We start from the raw sequence: 17,474 nt of genomic DNA on the forward strand, positions 1-17,474 counted from the left end.
GAACGGAGAAATTCGCGGCGACGCATGATCAACGCGCCACGCCGAGCCGGCTGCCGCTATGCGGATGCATGACGATGTCCATCGGAATGCCGTAAATCGATTCGAGCACGTCGCTTTGCATGACGTCGGCGGGCGTGCCGCGCGTCAGCAGACGGCCAGTGTGTAATGCAATCAGTTCGTCGCAGAAACGCGTGGCGAGATTGATGTCGTGCAACACGATCACGACGGTCAGCGCGTGACTGTCGGTGAGTTGACGCAGCAGTCGCAGCACGTCGATCTGATGCGCGATATCGAGCGCGGAAGTCGGCTCGTCGAGCAGCAGGCACGACGCGCCTTGCGCGACCAGCATTGCGAGCCACACCCGTTGGCGTTCGCCGCCCGACAGATGATCGACCAGTTGCGTTTCGAAGCGCGCGGTGTCGGTGAGTTGCAGCGCTGCGTCGATTTTCGCGTGATCCGCCGCGCGCAAACGGCCGAGCGCGCCGTGCCACGGATAGCGGCCCAGCGCGACCAGTTCGCGTACGGTCATACCGGTGCCGGTCGGCGGATTCTGCGGCAGGTAAGCCACCTGCCGTGCAAAGTCGCGAGCCGGCCAGTCGGCGAGATCGTTGCCGTTCAGGCGGATCGTGCCGTGCGATGGCTTCTGCTGATTCGCGATCAGCTTGAGCAAGGTGCTCTTGCCCGAACCGTTGTGGCCGATCAGCGCGATCATCCGGCTCGCGTGCAACGTAAGGGTGAGCGGTTGCAACAGAACCCGGCCGTTGGCCTCGAACGACGCACCGTCGAGTTGGTACAACGGGGCGGGCATCTTGTGCCCGGACTCGTCGTGAAAATCCCGCTTCACCGATGCCTGCTCTACTTGCTGCTGGGTCATGTCGATCAACGCGCTCATCCTTTCTTGCTTACCACTCTGCCAGTCTTACCAGCGATAGCGGGCCGTGGCCAGGACCTCGACACCGTCGCCAAAGTGACAGTTGCCATAGGTCTGACAGGACGCCGTGTAGGTGCGATTGAACAGGTTCGTACCGTTCACCGAGAACAGCCAGTGCTTGCCGGTGTCGTAGCGCACGGCCGCATCGAGCAGCGTGCGCGAGCCGACGTGGATCGTGTTCGTCTGATCGTAGCTCGCACCAACGTAACGCACGCCGGCGCCGAAGCTCAGGCCGCGCAAGATGCCCGCATGCAGCGCGTAGTCGAGCCACGCTGACGCGACGTTGCGCGGAATCCCCCACGTTTGCAGGCCTTGCAGCGATACCGTCGAGCCGTCGATGGTGGTGCCGGTCAGGTTAGTTGCCGTCGAGACGCTGCTCAGATACGTGTACGACGCGATCAGCGAGAGGTTGTCGGTCAGTTCCGCATGGCCTTCGAGTTCGACACCGCGTGCGCGCACCTGGCCGATCTGCACGTAATAGCCGAAGTTATTCGGGTCCGAACTGGACACGTTGCGTTCTCTCAGGTCGAACAAGGCTGCCGTGACAAAGCTATTGAAGCCCGGCGGCTGATACTTCACGCCGATTTCGTATTGATCCGCGGTGGTCGGACGCAGCGGCGAGCCGCTGACAGTTGCGCCGATCTGCGGCGTGAACGACTTCGAGTAGCTCGCATAGGGCGCGATGCCGTTGTCGAACAGATACACAAGACCTGCCCGCCACGTGAACGCGCGATCCGACTGGTTGATGTCGTAACCGCCGATCGGATTGTTGTCTTCGGAGCGCGCCCAGTCCTCACGCATACCGACCAGGAAGCGCCATTTGCCGTAGGCGATCTGGTCCTGTGCGTAAGCGCCGAACTGCGACATCCGGTCCATATCGTCCGATGTGACCGTCGTGCCGGAGATCGGCAGATAAACCGGCGCAAACAGATTCAGGCTCGGCTGGACGAAATTCGTACCGACCGTTTCGTTGTACAGCACGCGCTGGAAGTCGAAGCCGAACAGCACCGTATGCGACAGCGGACCGGTCGAGAATTTCGCTTGCGCCTGGTTGTCGACGGTGAAGAACTTGGCGGTTTCCTCGTTCGTGAACGAGTAACGGTTGACCGTGGTCGTCGAGCCTGCAATAAAGCCGTTCGGGTACGGGAACACGTTCGCGAGGTCGTCGCTGACCACCGTATAACGCAGGTTCTGGCGGACCGTCCAGGTCGGATCGAAGTGATGCTCGAATTCGTAGCCGACCGAATATTGCGTGCGCGAGTGGTGATCGAAATCCGGATCGCCGACGTTCGTGTGGCTCGAAATCTGCCCGTTCGGATTGAACAGCGCGCTGCCGCTCGCGGGCACGTAGTTGAAGTAGCCGACGTTCGGGTCGCGCTGATATTTCGCCAGCACGGTCAGCGTGGTGTTTTCGTCCGGTTTCCACGTGATGGCCGGCGCGATGTAAAGGCTCGACTCCTTGACGCCGTTCACCTGGGTTCTGGCGTCGGACGCGAGGCCGGTCAGGCGGTACGTCAGCTTGCCGTCCGAGGTCAGCGCACCGCCCATATCGAAGCCGAATTCGGCATGGTTATGGCTGCCGGTCGTCACGTAGATTTCATGAAGCGGATCGGCGGTCGGACGCTTGCTGACCAGGTTTGCGATACCGCCGGGGTTCGCCTGACCATACAACACCGACGACGGTCCCTTCATCACGTCGACGCGTTCGAGCCCGTACGTGTCGAAGTTGGGCACGCCGTAGCCGAAGGCCGCGCTGCTTGGCATGCGCGAGCCGTCCAGATACTGCTCGAGGATGAAGCCGCGGCTGTAGAGATAGGGGGCGGCGGCCGTCGAGCCGCCTAGCTGTTCGGAGACCACGCCAGCGGTGTAGCGCAGCGCTTCGGCGACGGTGTTCGCGCCTTGCATCGTCATCTGGTCGCGCGTCACCACCGAAACCGACTGCGGCGTTTCGATCAGCGGCGTATCCGTTTTGGTCGCCGTGGCGGCGCTGACCGGCACGATGCCGTCGGCGGAACCGACCCGCGGATTGTCGCGCGCACCTGTCACCTTGACGGTCGGCAGGCTGGACGAATCGTTCGTCCCGCTAGCCGGTGCGTCCGACGATGTTTGTGCATACACCGCCGAGCTTCCGCTCAGCAGACAGAACAGCAAGCTAAGCGCGGTCGATCCGCGCACCCCGGTACTCATGTTGACTTCCCAAAAAAGACTGTTAATGAGAGTGATAATGATTCGCAATAAACTATAAACTGCTGCTTTGGCTAGCTCTTGATGGCTATGTGACTACTTGGAAAACCGGGTGGGGTACGCCAGATGAGATGACCAGCAGGTGCGGCCATGCGCCACTATAATCTGATAGCCTGTCGTTAGTCAGGACAAGATTATGATGAAAATGGACAAAATTGGCCGGTTCAATGTATCGAAATGGGTTGAATGGATCTGATTCAGCCATGACCCAACCCAAACTACAAACTTTCGGCGACCGTTTTGCCGCGCGGCCCATCATCGCGCAGGCTATCGATTACGCGGACGGAACGCATGAGATCTCGCACGTTCATCATCGTGCGCAGTTGGTCTACGCAACGAGCGGCATTGTGCGTGCGGTCACGCCGCTGGGGCTGTGGATGCTCACGCCCGGCAATGCGTTGCTGATTGGATCGCAGATTGAGCATGAGTTACATATGATCGGCCAGGTTTCGATGCGCACGCTGTACATCGAGCCGGATTCGCTCGCCCCTCAGAAGCACGAGTGCCGGGTGATCGCGGTGGCCGACTTGCTGCGCGCGACCATCCTCGGCTTGTTCGATGCGGGTTCCGATGAAGCCGGCGAGAGCCGGACCGCGCTGATCGTCCCGCTGGTGCTGCGTCTGCTGCAGGACGCCGAAGACGGCGCTCTGGTATCGCGGCTGCCGCTGCCTGCCAACACGCGGCTGCGCAATATCTGCGAAAGCCTGATCGCCCAGCCGGCCAGCAACGACACACTGGAGTTGTGGGCCGAGCGGGTCGGCGCCAGTTCGCGCACGGTTGCGCGGCTGTTTCGCCAGGAGACCGGCATGAGCTTCGGGCAGTGGCGTGAGCAACTGCGGCTTGCGGAGGCGATGTCCAAACTGTCGACCGGGCATGCGGCGAGCGACGTCGCGCAAGACCTGGGTTATGCCGATGTGCGCACCTTCACGGTGATGTTCCGGCGCGCGTTCGGCAGTACGCCTCAGCAGTTCCGGCAGCAGTTTCGCGAGCCGGCTGCGGGTTGAAGCGGTTTATGCGGGTTTGAAGTGTGTGCGGGCGCATGGCTGCAAGCACGCTTCAATACTCGACCCTTCAACAATAGGTGCGTCGAAGCGTTCGCCGCCGTCGTGGCGGCATCAGCGTTCATCTGTCTACGAAGCAAGCCATGCCATACATACAGTAAGCCCGCAGCGAAATCCCCTTCGTTGAAACAATCCGCGCATGCTGTCGAGCAGCGCTGGTTGATGCATGATGCTCGTATGCCCCGCAGCGAGCCGTGAATGAGTCTTGCCACCTCGCCAGCATGGGACAGACGCCGTCCGAGCCCCGCCCAGCCTGAAGCGGAGCTAAATACCAAAATTGGTATCGATATCGCCAAAAATCTGATTGGAAAGATATCAACCCGCTCCGTACACTTCAGCATTCCCAGAAAAATGAGAGACAGCCCCGTGATCCGCGTTTCAGAGTCCTGTGATGCCTGCCGCCGCACGGAACGCGCTGCCCCTCGCCGCTTACTCGTCGTACCGCCGGTCGCGCCGCGCCGGTTCGGTCAAACTGGCCGGTGCTTTAACCCGGCACGTGTATCAAGGAAATAGGCATGTCGGAAAAAAAGCGGAAATTGCGGTCGACGGAATGGTTCGGTACCGCCGACAAGAACGGCTTCATGTATCGAAGCTGGATGAAAAATCAGGGCATCCCCGATCATGAATTCGACGGGCGCCCGGTTATCGGGATCTGCAATACCTGGTCGGAACTCACGCCATGTAATGCGCACTTTCGCAAGCTCGCCGAGCACGTGAAACGCGGCGTTTATGAAGCGGGCGGATTCCCGGTCGAGTTTCCCGTGTTTTCCAACGGCGAATCGAATCTGCGTCCCACGGCGATGCTCACGCGCAATCTCGCGGCGATGGACGTAGAAGAAGCGATTCGCGGCAACCCGATCGATGCGGTCGTGCTGCTGACCGGTTGCGACAAGACCACCCCCGCGCTGCTGATGGGCGCGGCGAGTTGCGACGTGCCCGCGATCGTCGTCACCGGCGGCCCGATGCTGAACGGCAAGCTCGATGGCAAGAACATCGGCTCCGGTACAGCGGTGTGGCAACTGCATGAGTCGCTGAAGGCGGGCGAGATCAATCTGCATCAGTTCCTGTCGGCGGAAGCGGGCATGTCGCGCTCGGCGGGCACCTGCAACACGATGGGCACGGCGTCGACGATGGCGTGCATGGCCGAAGCACTCGGCACGTCGCTGCCGCATAACGCCGCGATTCCTGCCGTCGATTCGCGCCGTTACGTGCTCGCGCATATGTCGGGCATCCGCATTGTCGAGATGGCGCACGAAGGGCTCACGCTGTCGAAGATCCTCACGCGCGAAGCGTTCATGAACGCGATCCGCACGAATGCCGCGATTGGCGGCTCGACCAATGCGGTGATCCATCTGAAGGCGATCGCCGGGCGTATTGGCGTCGATCTCGAACTGGAAGACTGGGTACGCATCGGGCGCGATACGCCGACCATCGTCGACCTGATGCCGTCGGGCCGCTTCCTGATGGAAGAGTTCTATTACGCAGGCGGCTTGCCTGCGGTGCTGCGCCGTCTCGGTGAAGCAGACCTGTTGCCGTTCCCCGACGCATTGACCGTCAACGGCAAGTCGCTGTGGGACAACGTCAGGGAAGCGCCGAACACGAATGACGAAGTGATCCGGCAACTCGACAATCCGCTCGTCGCCGATGGTGGCATCCGCGTGCTGCGCGGCAATCTCGCGCCGCGTGGGGCCGTGCTCAAGCCGTCGGCGGCCACGCCTGAATTGCTGAAGCATCGCGGACGCGCGGTAGTGTTCGAGAACCTCGAACACTACAAGGCACGTATCGTCGATGAAGAACTCGACGTCGATGCAAACTCTGTCCTCGTCATGAAGAACTGCGGCCCGAAAGGTTATCCGGGGATGGCAGAGGTCGGCAACATGGGCCTGCCGCCGAAGCTGCTGCGTGAAGGCGTGAAGGACATGGTGCGCATTTCCGACGCACGTATGAGCGGTACCGCGTACGGCACGGTGGTACTTCACGTGACGCCGGAAGCTGCCGCGGGCGGCCCGCTTGCAGCGGTGCAGGACGGCGACTGGATCGAACTCGATAGCGACGCAGGCACGCTGCATCTGGATATCAGCGATGCCGAGCTCGAACGCCGGATGGCAAATCATGTGCCGCCGCAAGCGCCTGAGGGCGGCGGTTATCAGCGGCTATACGTCGATCACGTGCTGCAGGCGGATGAGGGCTGCGACCTCGACTTCCTTGTAGGTTGTCGTGGCGCAGCAGTGCCGCGGCATTCGCACTGATCAGGGAGGCGACCGGCGGTCTCGCTGGTTTGTATTTCCGCGTCGCAACGTTGTTATGCACGGTTGCGCGGTTGCATGGTTGTGATCACGTCTGTGGTGGGTTCGGCGCTGCGTGTGCCGAACTCACGACACGATCTGATCGTCGCACTTACCCATCAGCACCTCATCTTTATTCTCCACTTCGCCGGGGAATTGCGGTGAGCGCGCAATGGCGCCTGATTCGACGCCGACAAATAAAAATCCGCATTCTATGAATCAGTAAATCAAACCGGCTTATCGAAAATCCTTAATGGATTTTACCAATTGCCTGAATGATTAAACGACAAACGGCATCGCTAATGCGATGCCGTTTGCATTGAATAGTGATAAAAACCGTTTGCCCTGTCTATTGGCGCCACGCCTAACTCAATGCCGTATTAGGTTTCATCGTATTAACCCTAACCATACCCAAATTCGAATACCTCGATACCGAAACAGGGATTGGACGGCGGCCGCTAACCGACATTATTATATTTTCATAATATCAAAGCAGCGAATAACGGTAGTTCCGAGACATAATTCCAGGAGGCACGGTGACGGGCATTCAGCTCAACGGCGTGACAAAGCGATATGGCGAGACGGAAGTCATTACGGGTCTCGACCTGAATATCCACGAAGGCGAATTCCTCGTCTTTTTAGGCCCATCAGGTTGTGGCAAGTCCACGTTGCTGCGGATGATCGCGGGCCTTGAGGGCGTCAGCGAAGGCCAGATCAGCATCGGTGGCCGTGAGGTCACCCATCTGCCGCCAGGCGGCCGAGATGTCGCGATGGTGTTCCAGCACTACGCGCTTTATCCGCACATGACGGTGTACGACAACATGGCGTTCGGCCTGCGCAATTCGGGTGTCGACGCAAGCGAGATCGAACGCCGCATTACTGAAGCTGCGCGCATGCTCGAACTCGACGCGTTACTCAAGCGCCGACCTGCGCAACTCTCTGGTGGTCAGCGGCAGCGCGTCGCGATCGGCCGCGCGGTTGTCAAGGAACCCGAAGCATTCCTGTTCGACGAACCTCTTTCGAATCTCGACGCGTCGTTGCGAACCCGCACTCGGGTCGAACTTGCGCGTATTCACCGCCGCCTGAATTCGACGATGGTGTTCGTCACGCACGACCAGATCGAAGCGATGACGCTTGCCACGCGAATCGTCGTGATGAATCGTGGCCGCATCGAACAGATTGGTGCGCCGCTCGATATTTACCGGCGCCCAGCCACGCGCTTTGTCGCGGGCTTTATCGGTGCGCCGGCAATGAATTTTATCGACGTCGAACCTGCTGGTGAGAACGGTGGCCGTCTGCTGGTGCGTCTGCCTGTCGAGAACATCGTCATTCCCACGACCGTCGCCACAGGCAGCCTGCCGTCCGGCCAACTCACACTCGGTGTTCGGGCCGAACACGTAGTAATCGACAACCAGGGTCCGCTCGCAGGCCGCGCTGAATTTGTCGAGCGTCTCGGCGACCGTTCGCTTGCCCATGTGAGCGTGCCCGGCTGTCCGCTGATCGTCGTCGAGATTCCGCGCGATTACGAATTACAGGCGGGCGACCCGATCCGCCTGAATATCGACGCGGCGCATCTGCACATCTTCGACGCAAGCGGGATCGCGCATCATGGCGGCTGACCGCTCGTTGGCGGCCGGATTGCCGAAGGCGCGGCAACGCCGTTTCAACTATCCCCTTGCGTCGTGGTCGAACGGGCTGTTTGTTCTGCCGTTCGTGATCGTCTATGTGTTGCTGCTGGTCGTGCCGCTCGTGTACGGCTGGTGGCTGAGCTTGCAGAACGTCGATCTGCTCGGCGGCACGACCGAGTTTATCGGCATCAAGAACTACGTCGATCTCGCGTTCGATCCGATCTTTCGCGGCGCCGTACGCAACACGTTCTACTTCGTGTTCATGACCGTGCCGATGTTCGTTGCGCTGGGGCTCGCACTCGCACTGGTGCTGAATCGGCCGGGCCGTTTTAGCGCCGCGCTACGGGCGATTTTCTTCGGCTCGTCGGTGTTGTCGGTGACGATCGTCACGCTAGTGTGGAAACTCGTATTGATGCCGGGCCACGGTCTGCTGGCCGACGTCAGTCACGCGCTGCGTATTCCCGAATACGTGCCGCTGGTTCACGAGGCTACTGCATTGCCAATGATCGCCATCGTCACCGTTTGGTGGATCGTCGGTCTGCCGATGATGCTGTTCCTCGCCGCACTTCAGCAAATCCCGCAAGAACTCTACGAGGCCGCCGCGCTCGATAACGCGTCGCGCTGGCGCACTTTCGCGTCGATCACGTTGCCGTCGATTCGCCGCACGCTCGCGCTCGTGGCGGTGATCGAAGCGGTGTTCCAGTTCCAGTTGTTTGGCCAGGCACAGTTGCTGACCGATGGCGGACCGAACAACGCATCACGACCGCTTGTCCAGTTCATCTATGAATCTGGCTTCCGCCAATGGTTGTTTGGCTACTCGGCAGCCGCCGCTCAGGTGCTGTTTCTGCTGATGCTGATCGGCATTGCCGTGCAGGCCTGGATCGTACGCAGGAAGGATTCCGTATGAGTACTGCTGCTCTCAAATCCGCACCGCGTCGTTCGCGACCCGGTCGTCCGCGACCCGGTCGTTCGCGACCCGGTCCTTCGCGCCAGGAAGGCACGCGTGGCTCGCTGGCAGGCCGCTTTGGCGAACGCTTGATGCTGGGCGCCGTCGTGCTGCTTGCGCTGGTCTGGATTGCGCCGCTCGTGTGGGTGTTCGCGCTGTCGTTCAAGCCGAATGCGTTTCTGCAACAACATACGGATGTGCTGTTTTCGCCGCCATTTACGCTGCAGAATTACACCAGCATCATCGGGACCTCGGCGGTGGGCGGCTGGTTGATCAACAGCATGATCGTCGCGTTAGGGCAGACGTTCCTCACACTCGTGATCGCGTCGCTGGCGGGATATGGTTTTGCGCGGACGTCGTTTCCCGGCAAGAATGTGCTCTATGTGATCTGTCTGGCCGGGCTCGCGGTTCCCGAGCAGGCACTCGTGATTCCGCTGCACAGCATCTTCGCTTCACTCGACTGGCACAACACGTATGGCGCGCTGATCATGCCGCGTCTCGCCTCACCGTTCGGCGTGTATCTGATGACGCAGTACTTCAAGGCCGTACCCGTCGATATCGAAGAAGCCGCATTGCTCGACAATGCGTCGCGTTTCAAGGTGTTCTGGCGCATCGTGCTGCCGCTGTCGATTCCCGCACAAGCCACGCTCGCGATCTTCACTTTCCTCAGTGCATGGAACGATTATCTGTGGCCGCTCGTGTCGGCGTCGAAGCCGGAGATGTACACGTTGACCATTGGTCTCGCTTCTACGCAGGGCAATTTCGCGCAGTCAGAGGGCATTGGTTATCTGATGGCACAAGCCGTGTTCGCCGGGCTGCCGATTTTCGTGCTGTATCTGTTTTTCCAGAAATACATTGTGGCCGCCGTGGCTGGCACTACAGTGCGCTGAGCTGTCGTTCTGCCGATGTTCCCGTTCGCTTTAAGCGTCGATAAAAAGAACTGGTCACGCCGTTGACCAAGCCGTAGCCGCGCGATACCCATGAAAAGCACGCGGCTCACCTGGTAACCATCATCAATGGGATCGGATCAGGCGTGGTTAAAACGCGAACTCCGATCGACATAGGAGACAACCCATGAAGAAATCGCTCGTGCGCGGTGCGCTTTCGCTCGCCCTGCTGGGGCTGGCGGGCGGCCTTGCCGCTCCGGCCCAGGCCAAAACCGAGATTACGCTGTCGCGTTTTTTTGGCGCCTGTGACGCTGAATACGGCAATGTGAACGACGTCAGCAAAGCGGCGGGCGAATGCGGGATCATCACGACGCTGGTCAACCAGTTCAATGCGACGAACAAGGAAGACATTGTCGTCAAACCGCAGATCATCGAATGGAGCCCGTACTATACGCAGATCGACGCGCGCATTTTGAGCCATGACGTACCGACTGTTTCGGTGATGCACGAGGCGGTGCTGGGCGATTACGTGAAGCGCAAGCTTGTCGAACCACTGGACGACGGCTTCAAATCGGTCGGCGTCGATACGAAAGACTTTACCGGTAATGCACATCGGGGCGTAACGTTCGGCGACAAGAGCTACGCGCTGCCGTTCGACACGCATTCGTGGCTCTGGCACATCAACATCAATCTGTTCAAGAAGGCAGGCCTCGTCGACGCGAACGGCAAGCCGATTCTGCCGACCACGCCGGACGAACTGCTGAAACAGGCGAAGCAGTTCAAGGACAAGACCGGTCTGCCGTATATCACGATGCCGATCGCGAACGAGAGCGCGGCGCAAACGCGTTCGCTTTACACGATGGTGTATCAGCAGAACGGCAATCTGTTCCCGACTGGTCCGACGAAGATCGACCTGCATAACAAGCCGGTGACGAACGCGCTGCAATTGCTGGACAGCCTGATGAAGGCGGGTGACATTACGCCCAATCTCGACTACGGCGCGTCCAATCAGGCGTTTATGAATGGCAAGGCCGGTGTGCTGATTTGCGGCACCTGGATGATCGAGGATCTGACCAATCTGTCGAACAAGCCCGGCTCGACGCTTGCCAATAATGGTTACGAAGTCGTGCCGTTCCCGAATCTGTTCCAGAAGAAAGCAGTGTGGGCCGACGGCCATTCCTGGGTGATGCTCAAGGGCGGCGCGAAAGACGATAAGACCCGTCACGCCGCGTTCGTGTTCCTCAAGTTCCTTTATGACCACGACGCTGACTGGGCCCGCACGGGTCATTTGCCGGCGCGGCAGTCGGTGATCGATAGCCCGGCGTTCAACGCGTTGCCGCATCGGTCGTCGATCAAGGAAATCTCATCGACAGGTTATGCATTGCCGAACACGGTGCCGCGTCAGTTTGCGATTCAGGAAATCGTCGGCGATGAGGTCAGCAATATGCTCACGTCCGGTAAATCGGTTACGGATGTCCAGCAACAGGCTGAAGACCGCGTGAACAAATTGCTGTCCAGGTAATCAGGCAGTCGCTTCAGCCAGGACCCTTTCTCGAACTCGATATTCCACGCGTGCCGCAACGGGCAGCACGCGTGGGCGGATCTCACAACAGGACATATCACGATGATTAATTCACGCCTTGTCGTCGACCGGGATTTTGTTGTCGCGGACCTTGACCGGCGCGTCTTCGGTACCTTTGTCGAACATATGGGCCGCTGCGTTTATACCGGTATTTACGAGCCGGATCATCCGAATGCCGACGAACGCGGCTTTCGCAAGGATGTGATGGAACTCACCAAAGAACTCGGTCCGACGATCGTTCGCTATCCGGGCGGCAATTTTCTGTCCGGGTACAACTGGGAAGACGGGGTCGGTCCGAAGGAAAAGCGGCCGAAGCGTCTGGACCTCGCGTGGTATTCCGTGGAGAGCAATCAGTTCGGTACCAACGAATTCATCGACTGGTGCCGTGAACTCGATATCGAGCCGATGTACGGTGTCAATCTCGGCACCCGCGGCCCGGACGAAGCGCGCCATTTTGTCGAGTACTGCAATCATCCGGGCGGCACTGCGTTATCGGACTTGCGTCACGAGCATGGCTATGAAAAGCCGCATGACATCAAGTTCTGGTGTCTTGGCAATGAGATGGACGGTCCGTGGCAAATCGGCCGCAAGACCGCCGACGAATACGGTCGCACTGCACTCGAAACGGCCAAGCTGATGCGGGCGGTCGACCCCACGATTCAACTCGCGGCATGTGGTTCGTCAACGCATGAAATGGCAACGTACGGCATGTGGGAAGACCGCGTGCTCGAACACTGCTTCGATCAGGTCGATTTCATTTCGCTGCATACGTACTTCGAAAATCGTCACGATTCGACGGCAGAATTCTTCGGCAACATCGACGTGATGGACCTGTTCATCAAGGAGATTGTCGCGGTTGCGGACAGCGTCGCGGCGCGCAAGCATTCGACCAAGCGCATCATGCTGTCGTTCGACGAGTGGAACGTCTGGTACAAGGCACGCTCGATTAACGATCTGCGCAAACCGGGTTGGCCGAGCGCACCGCGTCTGATCGAAGAGGTCTACAACGCGGAAGATGCGCTGGTGGTAGGCGGTGCGCTGATCACGATGATGAACAACGCCGACCGGGTGAAAACCGCGTGTCTCGCACAACTCGTCAACGTGATCGGCCCGATCATGACCGAGCCGGGCGGGGCCGCGTGGCGGCAGACGATTTTCTATCCGTTCTCGCAGGCGTCGAAGTTTGGTCATGGCCGGGTGCTGAAGCCGGTGATCGACTCGCCGACCTATGAAGCCGAGACCTTCCCCGAAATTCCGTACCTGTGCGCGTCCGTTGTCGACGATCGCGCAACCGGCACCACCACGATCTTCGCGTTGAACCGCCATCTGACCGACGAGATGGAACTCAACATCGAGTTGCGCGGACTTGGCACGGATCGCACGCTCGATCACGCGCTCGAACTGCATCACGCGAATCTGAAGGCGGTGAACACCAGCGACGCGCCGATGACAGTTGCTCCCGCCACTAACTCGCAGGTCATCGTGGATGGCGAGAAGATCACCGCGCGCCTCAAGCCGGGTTCGTGGAACATGATCGTCACGACGGCGGCCAAGCGCGGCTAGACGTTTGACGTGTCGCACGGATGTCGACGAAGGAGGGGTGATGTTTGAGCGTGAGCCGGTCGTTGGCACCATGACTGCGCAGGTTGCGCGGATTGTCGGAATGAGGATCGTCTCGGGCGAGTTTGGCCCGGGCGACCTGCTTCCGGTGGAAAGCGAGTTGTGCAGCGAGTACCGGGTGAGCCGCACGACGGTTCGTGAGGCGATCAAGCAGCTCACCGGCAAGCGCCTGATTGACGTGTCACCCAAGATCGGCACCCGTGTGTTGCCGTTCTCCGACTGGAACCTGCTCGACCGCGATGTGCTCGCTTGGCGGCTCAATGCGCAGTTCGATTCGAAGATCGTCGAAGACATCTTTGAAATGCGCATCTGTTTCGAGCCGCGCGCGAGTTTTCTCGCGGCACGTCATGGCAATGACGAGGATCTTCAGTTGATCGACCGTCGTTATCGCGAACTGGCGAGTGCGTATGCGTCTCCGGCTGCGCAATCGGATGTGCGGGCTTCGGTCGAGGCCGTGCTGGAGTTCCATATGGCGATCATCACCATGTCGCAGAACGGCATGTTCATTACGATCGGCAGCGCGATCAAGGCGGCGTTGCGGGTGTCGTCGGAGATGCTTTACCGGCAGGCGGCGAAGCCCAGCGAAGATATCGCCTTGCACGACGACGTGCGTAGCCGGATCGTTTCGCGACAGCCGGAGGAGGCGTCGGCCGCGATGACGCGCTTGCTCGAGGCGTCGCGTGAAAGGATGTTGCGGTACACGATTACGCCGAAGGGGAGCGGCTGAGGGTTTGGCGGCGGTGAGCGGATGCGCTGGCTTTAGCGAAAATATAGTAGTACGTCATCGTATGTTGATGAAAACCAGCGGTTCTTCGCAACTGTCGGAAAGCCGTCTAACAGCCCAATATATGCATCAATAATCGTCTATTTATTGACCTTCTTACGTTTTAAGTCCTCTGATATTAGGGATGACCCGGGTAAATGCTAGTTTTCGCATCGCATCGGTGATCCTTATACTTCCGGCATAGAAGTACGACGACGTATGAGATTGGGTGCGAAAAGCCTGAATCTCACCGTCGGCGCCGGAATATCGAAACCGGGCCGTGCTCTTCAGTTGCGCCGCTGCATCGAGCCGCGCACTCAAGTGAAACGCACTGTCCGGGGCACGTGAGGAGAGAAGAGTGAAATCGAAATATCGCTGGGTAATCGCCGCGCTGCTGTTCTTCGCCGGCATGCTGAATTACCTGGATCGCGCCGCGTTGTCGGTGGTTGCGCCGATCATCAAGGCCGACCTGCATATCAACGACGCTCAAATGGGTTTGCTCTTCAGCAGCTTCTTTATCGGCTACTGCGTGTTCTGTTTCGTCGGCGGCTGGGCCGCGGACAAATTCGGTCCGCGCAAAGTGTTCATGCTGGCGGCCGGTTTTTGGTCCATGTTCTGCGGGGCGACTGCATTCGCCGGGAGCTTCGGCACGCTGATGATCGCGCGTGTCGCGTTCGGGGTTGCCGAAGGGCCGATGGGTACCACGACCAACAAGTCCATTTCGAACTGGTTTCCGCGGCGCGAAGCAGGTCGCGCGGTCGGCCTTACCAACGCCGGTCAACCGCTCGGTGCGGCGGTTGCGGCGCCGATCGTCGGACTGGTTGCGCTGCAATTCGGCTGGCGCATTTCGTTCGCGGTGATCGCGGTGCTGGGCTTCGTGTGGATGGCGTTCTGGTGGCGCTGTTTCCGCGATCAACCGGATGAGCATCCGGCTGTGTCGAAGGAAGAGGCCGAATGGATCGTGGCCGACCGCCATTTGACGGCATCGGCTAATGCCGACTCTTCAAAGGCCGCACACAGCGTTTTTCACTACCTGTTCTCATTGCCCGTGCTTGGCGTCGCGATGGCGTTCTTCGCGTTCAACTACGTGCTCTACTTTTTCCTTTCGTGGCTGCCGAGTTATTTCACCGATTACCAGCATCTGGATATCAAGCACATGAGTGTGGTTGGTATCCTGCCGTGGCTGGGCGCGACGCTTGGCTTCGTGTTCGGCGGCATGATTTCGGACGGACTCTATAAGCGCACCGGCAATGTTCTGTTCGCGCGCAAGACCGTGATTATCATGGGCCTTGGCGTCGCGGCAGTTTGCGTGATGCTCGTGTCGCGAGTGAGTTCGCTGGTACCCGCCGTTACGCTGATTGCAGTGGCGAGTCTGTTTGCATTCATGACGCCGCAAGCCTGCTGGTCGCTGTTGCAGGACATCGTGCCGCGCGAGCGGATCGGCGCAACGGGTGGCTTTGTGCATCTGCTCGCGAATCTTGCGGGTATTCTTTCGCCGAGCATTACCGGCTTCATGATTCAGTACGGCGCGGGTTATTCATCTGCATTTGTTGTTGCCAGCGCACTCGCGGCGTTGGGTTTGATCGTGTTGTGGGTCTCGGTGCGTGAGCACAACGTTGCGCGTTTGCGCAGCGCACCGGTTTGATTTCAACTGAGGTGGGGCACATTGCCTATGCGCGACATGTCCCTGCATGACGTGACACGGTACTCACAGTACTATTAGGTCCGATTCGGTCGAATGAGACCAGAGAGGACTTGAAAATCATGAGCGACAAACAGGATCCAGCGCCAGATAGCACAGCCGCACGCGTCGCGTTATGGCGTGCTTTGCACGTGCTGGCCGACGCCCCGCCGCATGTGCTGGACGACGACATCGGTCTTAAGCTGCTTGCTCCGGGCGAAGACTGGCGCGATCGCGGAGATATGGACCCGCAGTTCACCCGACCGTTTCGCGCGTCGATCGTCGCGCGTGCCCGCTTCATTGAAGATCTGGTCGTGGAGCAAATGGGCCGTGGGCTCGAGCAGTATGTGATCCTTGGTGCGGGGCTCGACAGCTTCGTGCAGCGCCGGCCGGAAATAGCATCTCGCATCCGGATATTCGAGGTCGATCAGCCTGGTCCCCAGGCATGGAAACGTCAGCGTCTGATGGAACTCGGCTTTGGGGTGCCGGACTGGCTGCGTTTCGTGCCGGTCGATTTCGAACGAAACGACGCATGGCGTCAGGCACTGTCGGCCGCTGGCTTCGATGACAGCAAGCCCGCTATAGTGGTGTCTACCGGCGTCAGCATGTATCTCACGAAAGAGGCAAACGCGGCTACGCTTAGGCAGGTTGCGTCTTTTGCTTCCGGCTCGATGCTTGCGATGACGTTTCTGCTTCCACTCGAATTGGCGGACCCGGAGGTTCGTCCCGGTCTTCAGATGGCGGAGAAGGGCGCGCGAGCCAGCGGTACACCTTTTATCAGCTTCTACACGCCGTCTGAAATCATCACGCAAGCGAGTGATGCTGGTTTTGCGCAAGCGCGGCATGTCTCGGCGAATGATCTTGCAGCGCGCTATTTTGCAAATCGGGGCGATGGGTTGCGTCCGCCGAACAATGCAGAGGAATTGCTGGTGGCTAGTGTTTAGGGATGCGCTGATTGGTGACTCTGTTGTTCGCGTTTAGGACGAGGTAGGTGGCGATTTTTTGATGAAGAATGAAGTTGAGGGTTCGAAGGGAATGGCGCCTATGTGCAGGCCTCATTCCCTTTATTTTTTTCACCCGCTTGACGTATTGCCTCAGTGGATCCGCAGTATCAGATTGTCGGCGCTTTCCAGGTTTGCTGGCGCGAACAGGATAAACCAGTGCACGGCGTACTTGGCTAGACCGTTTGTTAGCAGGCCTTCCGATGACGAAACACGTTCGTCATAAAATGAAACGGATGCTCGAACTGCGCCGTAGTTCTTCTCGCGCGACCAGTAGGCTCGTCAACAAACCTTTCCGCATCCCTTTGATCTTTCCGCGTTTGGCCGCTATCTGCCAACTGACCGTATGGCTCTTCACTTCGTCGCGTTTGTCTACACGTGGGTAACCCGCGTCGCCGAATGCGCTGCCCATGGAGAAACGCGTGAACCTGCGATAAATCCGACATGTTTCCCGAAGCACCTATCTGGCTATCTGGCGGTCAAGAATAAGTGTTGATTCCGCGTGGACCCTCACCCGAAGTGCCACTGGATATCGCTATTCGTCTGATGTTTATCCGGGACGGGCTCTTCTGATTTATTCTGATCGATGGGGCCGCTTTCGGTGATCGTCGCGTCGACCAGCGTGCTTTCCGTCATCATCAACCCTTTCCCACACAGTGAGTAACAGTCTCGTCCACCCTGTCCTTCAGTCTAGGCGCGGGCAGCGCGCTGAAGATTCAGCAGAGCTATCGCATGCGCGCCTTATCGAGGGCCAGATCATGCCGTCCGCGCGTTGCTCTGTTGTGCGGCGCATCTTTGATTGCTTTGTCCGGTAACCCATAACAGTACTTAAGAAAGCAAATTTG

14 protein-coding genes are annotated in these 17,474 nt (G+C 59.2%); 11 read left to right on the forward strand and 3 right to left on the reverse strand.

Features of this window, described 5'->3' with window-relative positions:
* Positions 1-28: 28 nt before the first annotated feature.
* Together LMG28727_RS11670 and LMG28727_RS11675 are read right to left on the reverse strand one after the other, a co-directional pair.
* Complete coding sequence (locus tag LMG28727_RS11670) at positions 29-892, reverse strand: ABC transporter ATP-binding protein (protein WP_407945841.1); 864 nt, start codon at positions 890-892, stop codon at positions 29-31.
* A gap of 27 nt (positions 893-919) precedes the next feature.
* On the reverse strand, positions 920-3,118 hold the full coding sequence (locus LMG28727_RS11675) for a TonB-dependent siderophore receptor (RefSeq protein ID WP_201642484.1): 2,199 nt from the start codon (positions 3,116-3,118) through the stop codon (positions 920-922).
* Positions 3,119-3,378: 260 nt separating this feature from the next.
* Between LMG28727_RS11675 and LMG28727_RS11680 the strand changes: the two genes are divergently transcribed.
* From LMG28727_RS11680 to LMG28727_RS11725, 11 genes are all read left to right on the forward strand, one after another.
* Positions 3,379-4,179, forward strand: a complete 801-nt coding sequence (locus LMG28727_RS11680; protein ID WP_201642485.1) for an AraC family transcriptional regulator — start codon at positions 3,379-3,381, stop codon at positions 4,177-4,179.
* A 448-nt stretch (positions 4,180-4,627) separates the two neighbouring features.
* A complete protein-coding gene (locus LMG28727_RS34765; protein WP_407945842.1) occupies positions 4,628-4,861 on the forward strand; it encodes a ubiquinol-cytochrome C chaperone family protein in 234 nt (77 codons plus the stop codon).
* The gene (locus tag LMG28727_RS11685) at positions 4,752-6,485 is read left to right on the forward strand and encodes an IlvD/Edd family dehydratase (protein WP_201642486.1); all 1,734 of its coding nucleotides are present in this window, start codon (positions 4,752-4,754) and stop codon (positions 6,483-6,485) included. Before LMG28727_RS34765 ends, LMG28727_RS11685 begins: the two co-directional genes overlap by 110 nt.
* Positions 6,486-7,057: 572 nt before the next feature.
* On the forward strand, positions 7,058-8,140 hold the full coding sequence (locus tag LMG28727_RS11690; RefSeq protein ID WP_201642487.1) for an ABC transporter ATP-binding protein: 1,083 nt from the start codon (positions 7,058-7,060) through the stop codon (positions 8,138-8,140).
* Positions 8,130-9,056 carry a carbohydrate ABC transporter permease gene (locus LMG28727_RS11695; RefSeq protein WP_201642488.1) on the forward strand — a complete coding sequence of 309 codons (927 nt, stop codon included), beginning with the start codon at positions 8,130-8,132 and terminating at the stop codon, positions 9,054-9,056. Before LMG28727_RS11690 ends, LMG28727_RS11695 begins: the two co-directional genes overlap by 11 nt.
* Positions 9,053-9,985 (forward strand): carbohydrate ABC transporter permease, encoded by a 933-nt coding sequence (locus tag LMG28727_RS11700; RefSeq protein ID WP_236591754.1) that lies wholly within the window; start codon positions 9,053-9,055, stop codon positions 9,983-9,985. Before LMG28727_RS11695 ends, LMG28727_RS11700 begins: the two co-directional genes overlap by 4 nt.
* 184 nt (positions 9,986-10,169) lie before the next feature.
* Entirely contained in the window at positions 10,170-11,504 is a 1,335-nt protein-coding gene (locus tag LMG28727_RS11705; protein ID WP_201642489.1) for an extracellular solute-binding protein, read from the forward strand.
* 102 nt (positions 11,505-11,606) lie between these two features.
* The gene (gene arfA / locus LMG28727_RS11710) at positions 11,607-13,127 is read left to right on the forward strand and encodes an arabinosylfuranosidase ArfA (protein WP_201642490.1); all 1,521 of its coding nucleotides are present in this window, start codon (positions 11,607-11,609) and stop codon (positions 13,125-13,127) included.
* 40 nt (positions 13,128-13,167) lie between these two features.
* Positions 13,168-13,911, forward strand: coding sequence for a FadR/GntR family transcriptional regulator (locus LMG28727_RS11715; RefSeq protein ID WP_201642491.1), 744 nt, complete (start codon positions 13,168-13,170; stop codon positions 13,909-13,911).
* Between the two features lie 394 nt (positions 13,912-14,305).
* Positions 14,306-15,592, forward strand: coding sequence for an MFS transporter (locus tag LMG28727_RS11720; protein ID WP_201642492.1), 1,287 nt, complete (start codon positions 14,306-14,308; stop codon positions 15,590-15,592).
* 119 nt (positions 15,593-15,711) lie between these two features.
* On the forward strand, positions 15,712-16,572 hold the full coding sequence (locus LMG28727_RS11725; protein ID WP_201642493.1) for a class I SAM-dependent methyltransferase: 861 nt from the start codon (positions 15,712-15,714) through the stop codon (positions 16,570-16,572).
* A gap of 567 nt (positions 16,573-17,139) precedes the next feature.
* Here LMG28727_RS11725 and LMG28727_RS34770 read toward each other — a convergent pair.
* Complete coding sequence (locus tag LMG28727_RS34770) at positions 17,140-17,268, reverse strand: hypothetical protein (RefSeq protein WP_407945843.1); 129 nt, start codon at positions 17,266-17,268, stop codon at positions 17,140-17,142.
* Positions 17,269-17,474 lie beyond the last annotated feature (206 nt).

It is taken from the genome of Paraburkholderia metrosideri, assembly GCF_904848625.1.
In the GTDB taxonomy this organism is placed as follows: Bacteria; Pseudomonadota; Gammaproteobacteria; order Burkholderiales; family Burkholderiaceae; genus Paraburkholderia; species Paraburkholderia metrosideri.

Excerpts from the sequence above, each read along its gene's own strand:
- arfA (WP_201642490.1), top strand. The coding sequence starts at position 11,607 with ATGATTAATTCACGCCTTGTCGTCGACCGGGATTTTGTTGTCGCGGAC.
- LMG28727_RS34770 (WP_407945843.1), bottom strand. The coding sequence starts at position 17,268 with ATGATGACGGAAAGCACGCTGGTCGACGCGACGATCACCGAAAGCGGC.
- LMG28727_RS11725 (WP_201642493.1), top strand. The coding sequence starts at position 15,712 with ATGAGCGACAAACAGGATCCAGCGCCAGATAGCACAGCCGCACGCGTC.
- LMG28727_RS11680 (WP_201642485.1), top strand. The coding sequence starts at position 3,379 with ATGACCCAACCCAAACTACAAACTTTCGGCGACCGTTTTGCCGCGCGG.
- LMG28727_RS11700 (WP_236591754.1), top strand. The coding sequence starts at position 9,053 with ATGAGTACTGCTGCTCTCAAATCCGCACCGCGTCGTTCGCGACCCGGT.
- LMG28727_RS34765 (WP_407945842.1), top strand. The coding sequence starts at position 4,628 with ATGCCTGCCGCCGCACGGAACGCGCTGCCCCTCGCCGCTTACTCGTCG.
- LMG28727_RS11695 (WP_201642488.1), top strand. The coding sequence starts at position 8,130 with ATGGCGGCTGACCGCTCGTTGGCGGCCGGATTGCCGAAGGCGCGGCAA.
- LMG28727_RS11675 (WP_201642484.1), bottom strand. The coding sequence starts at position 3,118 with ATGAGTACCGGGGTGCGCGGATCGACCGCGCTTAGCTTGCTGTTCTGT.
- LMG28727_RS11685 (WP_201642486.1), top strand. The coding sequence starts at position 4,752 with ATGTCGGAAAAAAAGCGGAAATTGCGGTCGACGGAATGGTTCGGTACC.
- LMG28727_RS11705 (WP_201642489.1), top strand. The coding sequence starts at position 10,170 with ATGAAGAAATCGCTCGTGCGCGGTGCGCTTTCGCTCGCCCTGCTGGGG.
- LMG28727_RS11670 (WP_407945841.1), bottom strand. The coding sequence starts at position 892 with ATGAGCGCGTTGATCGACATGACCCAGCAGCAAGTAGAGCAGGCATCG.
- LMG28727_RS11715 (WP_201642491.1), top strand. The coding sequence starts at position 13,168 with ATGTTTGAGCGTGAGCCGGTCGTTGGCACCATGACTGCGCAGGTTGCG.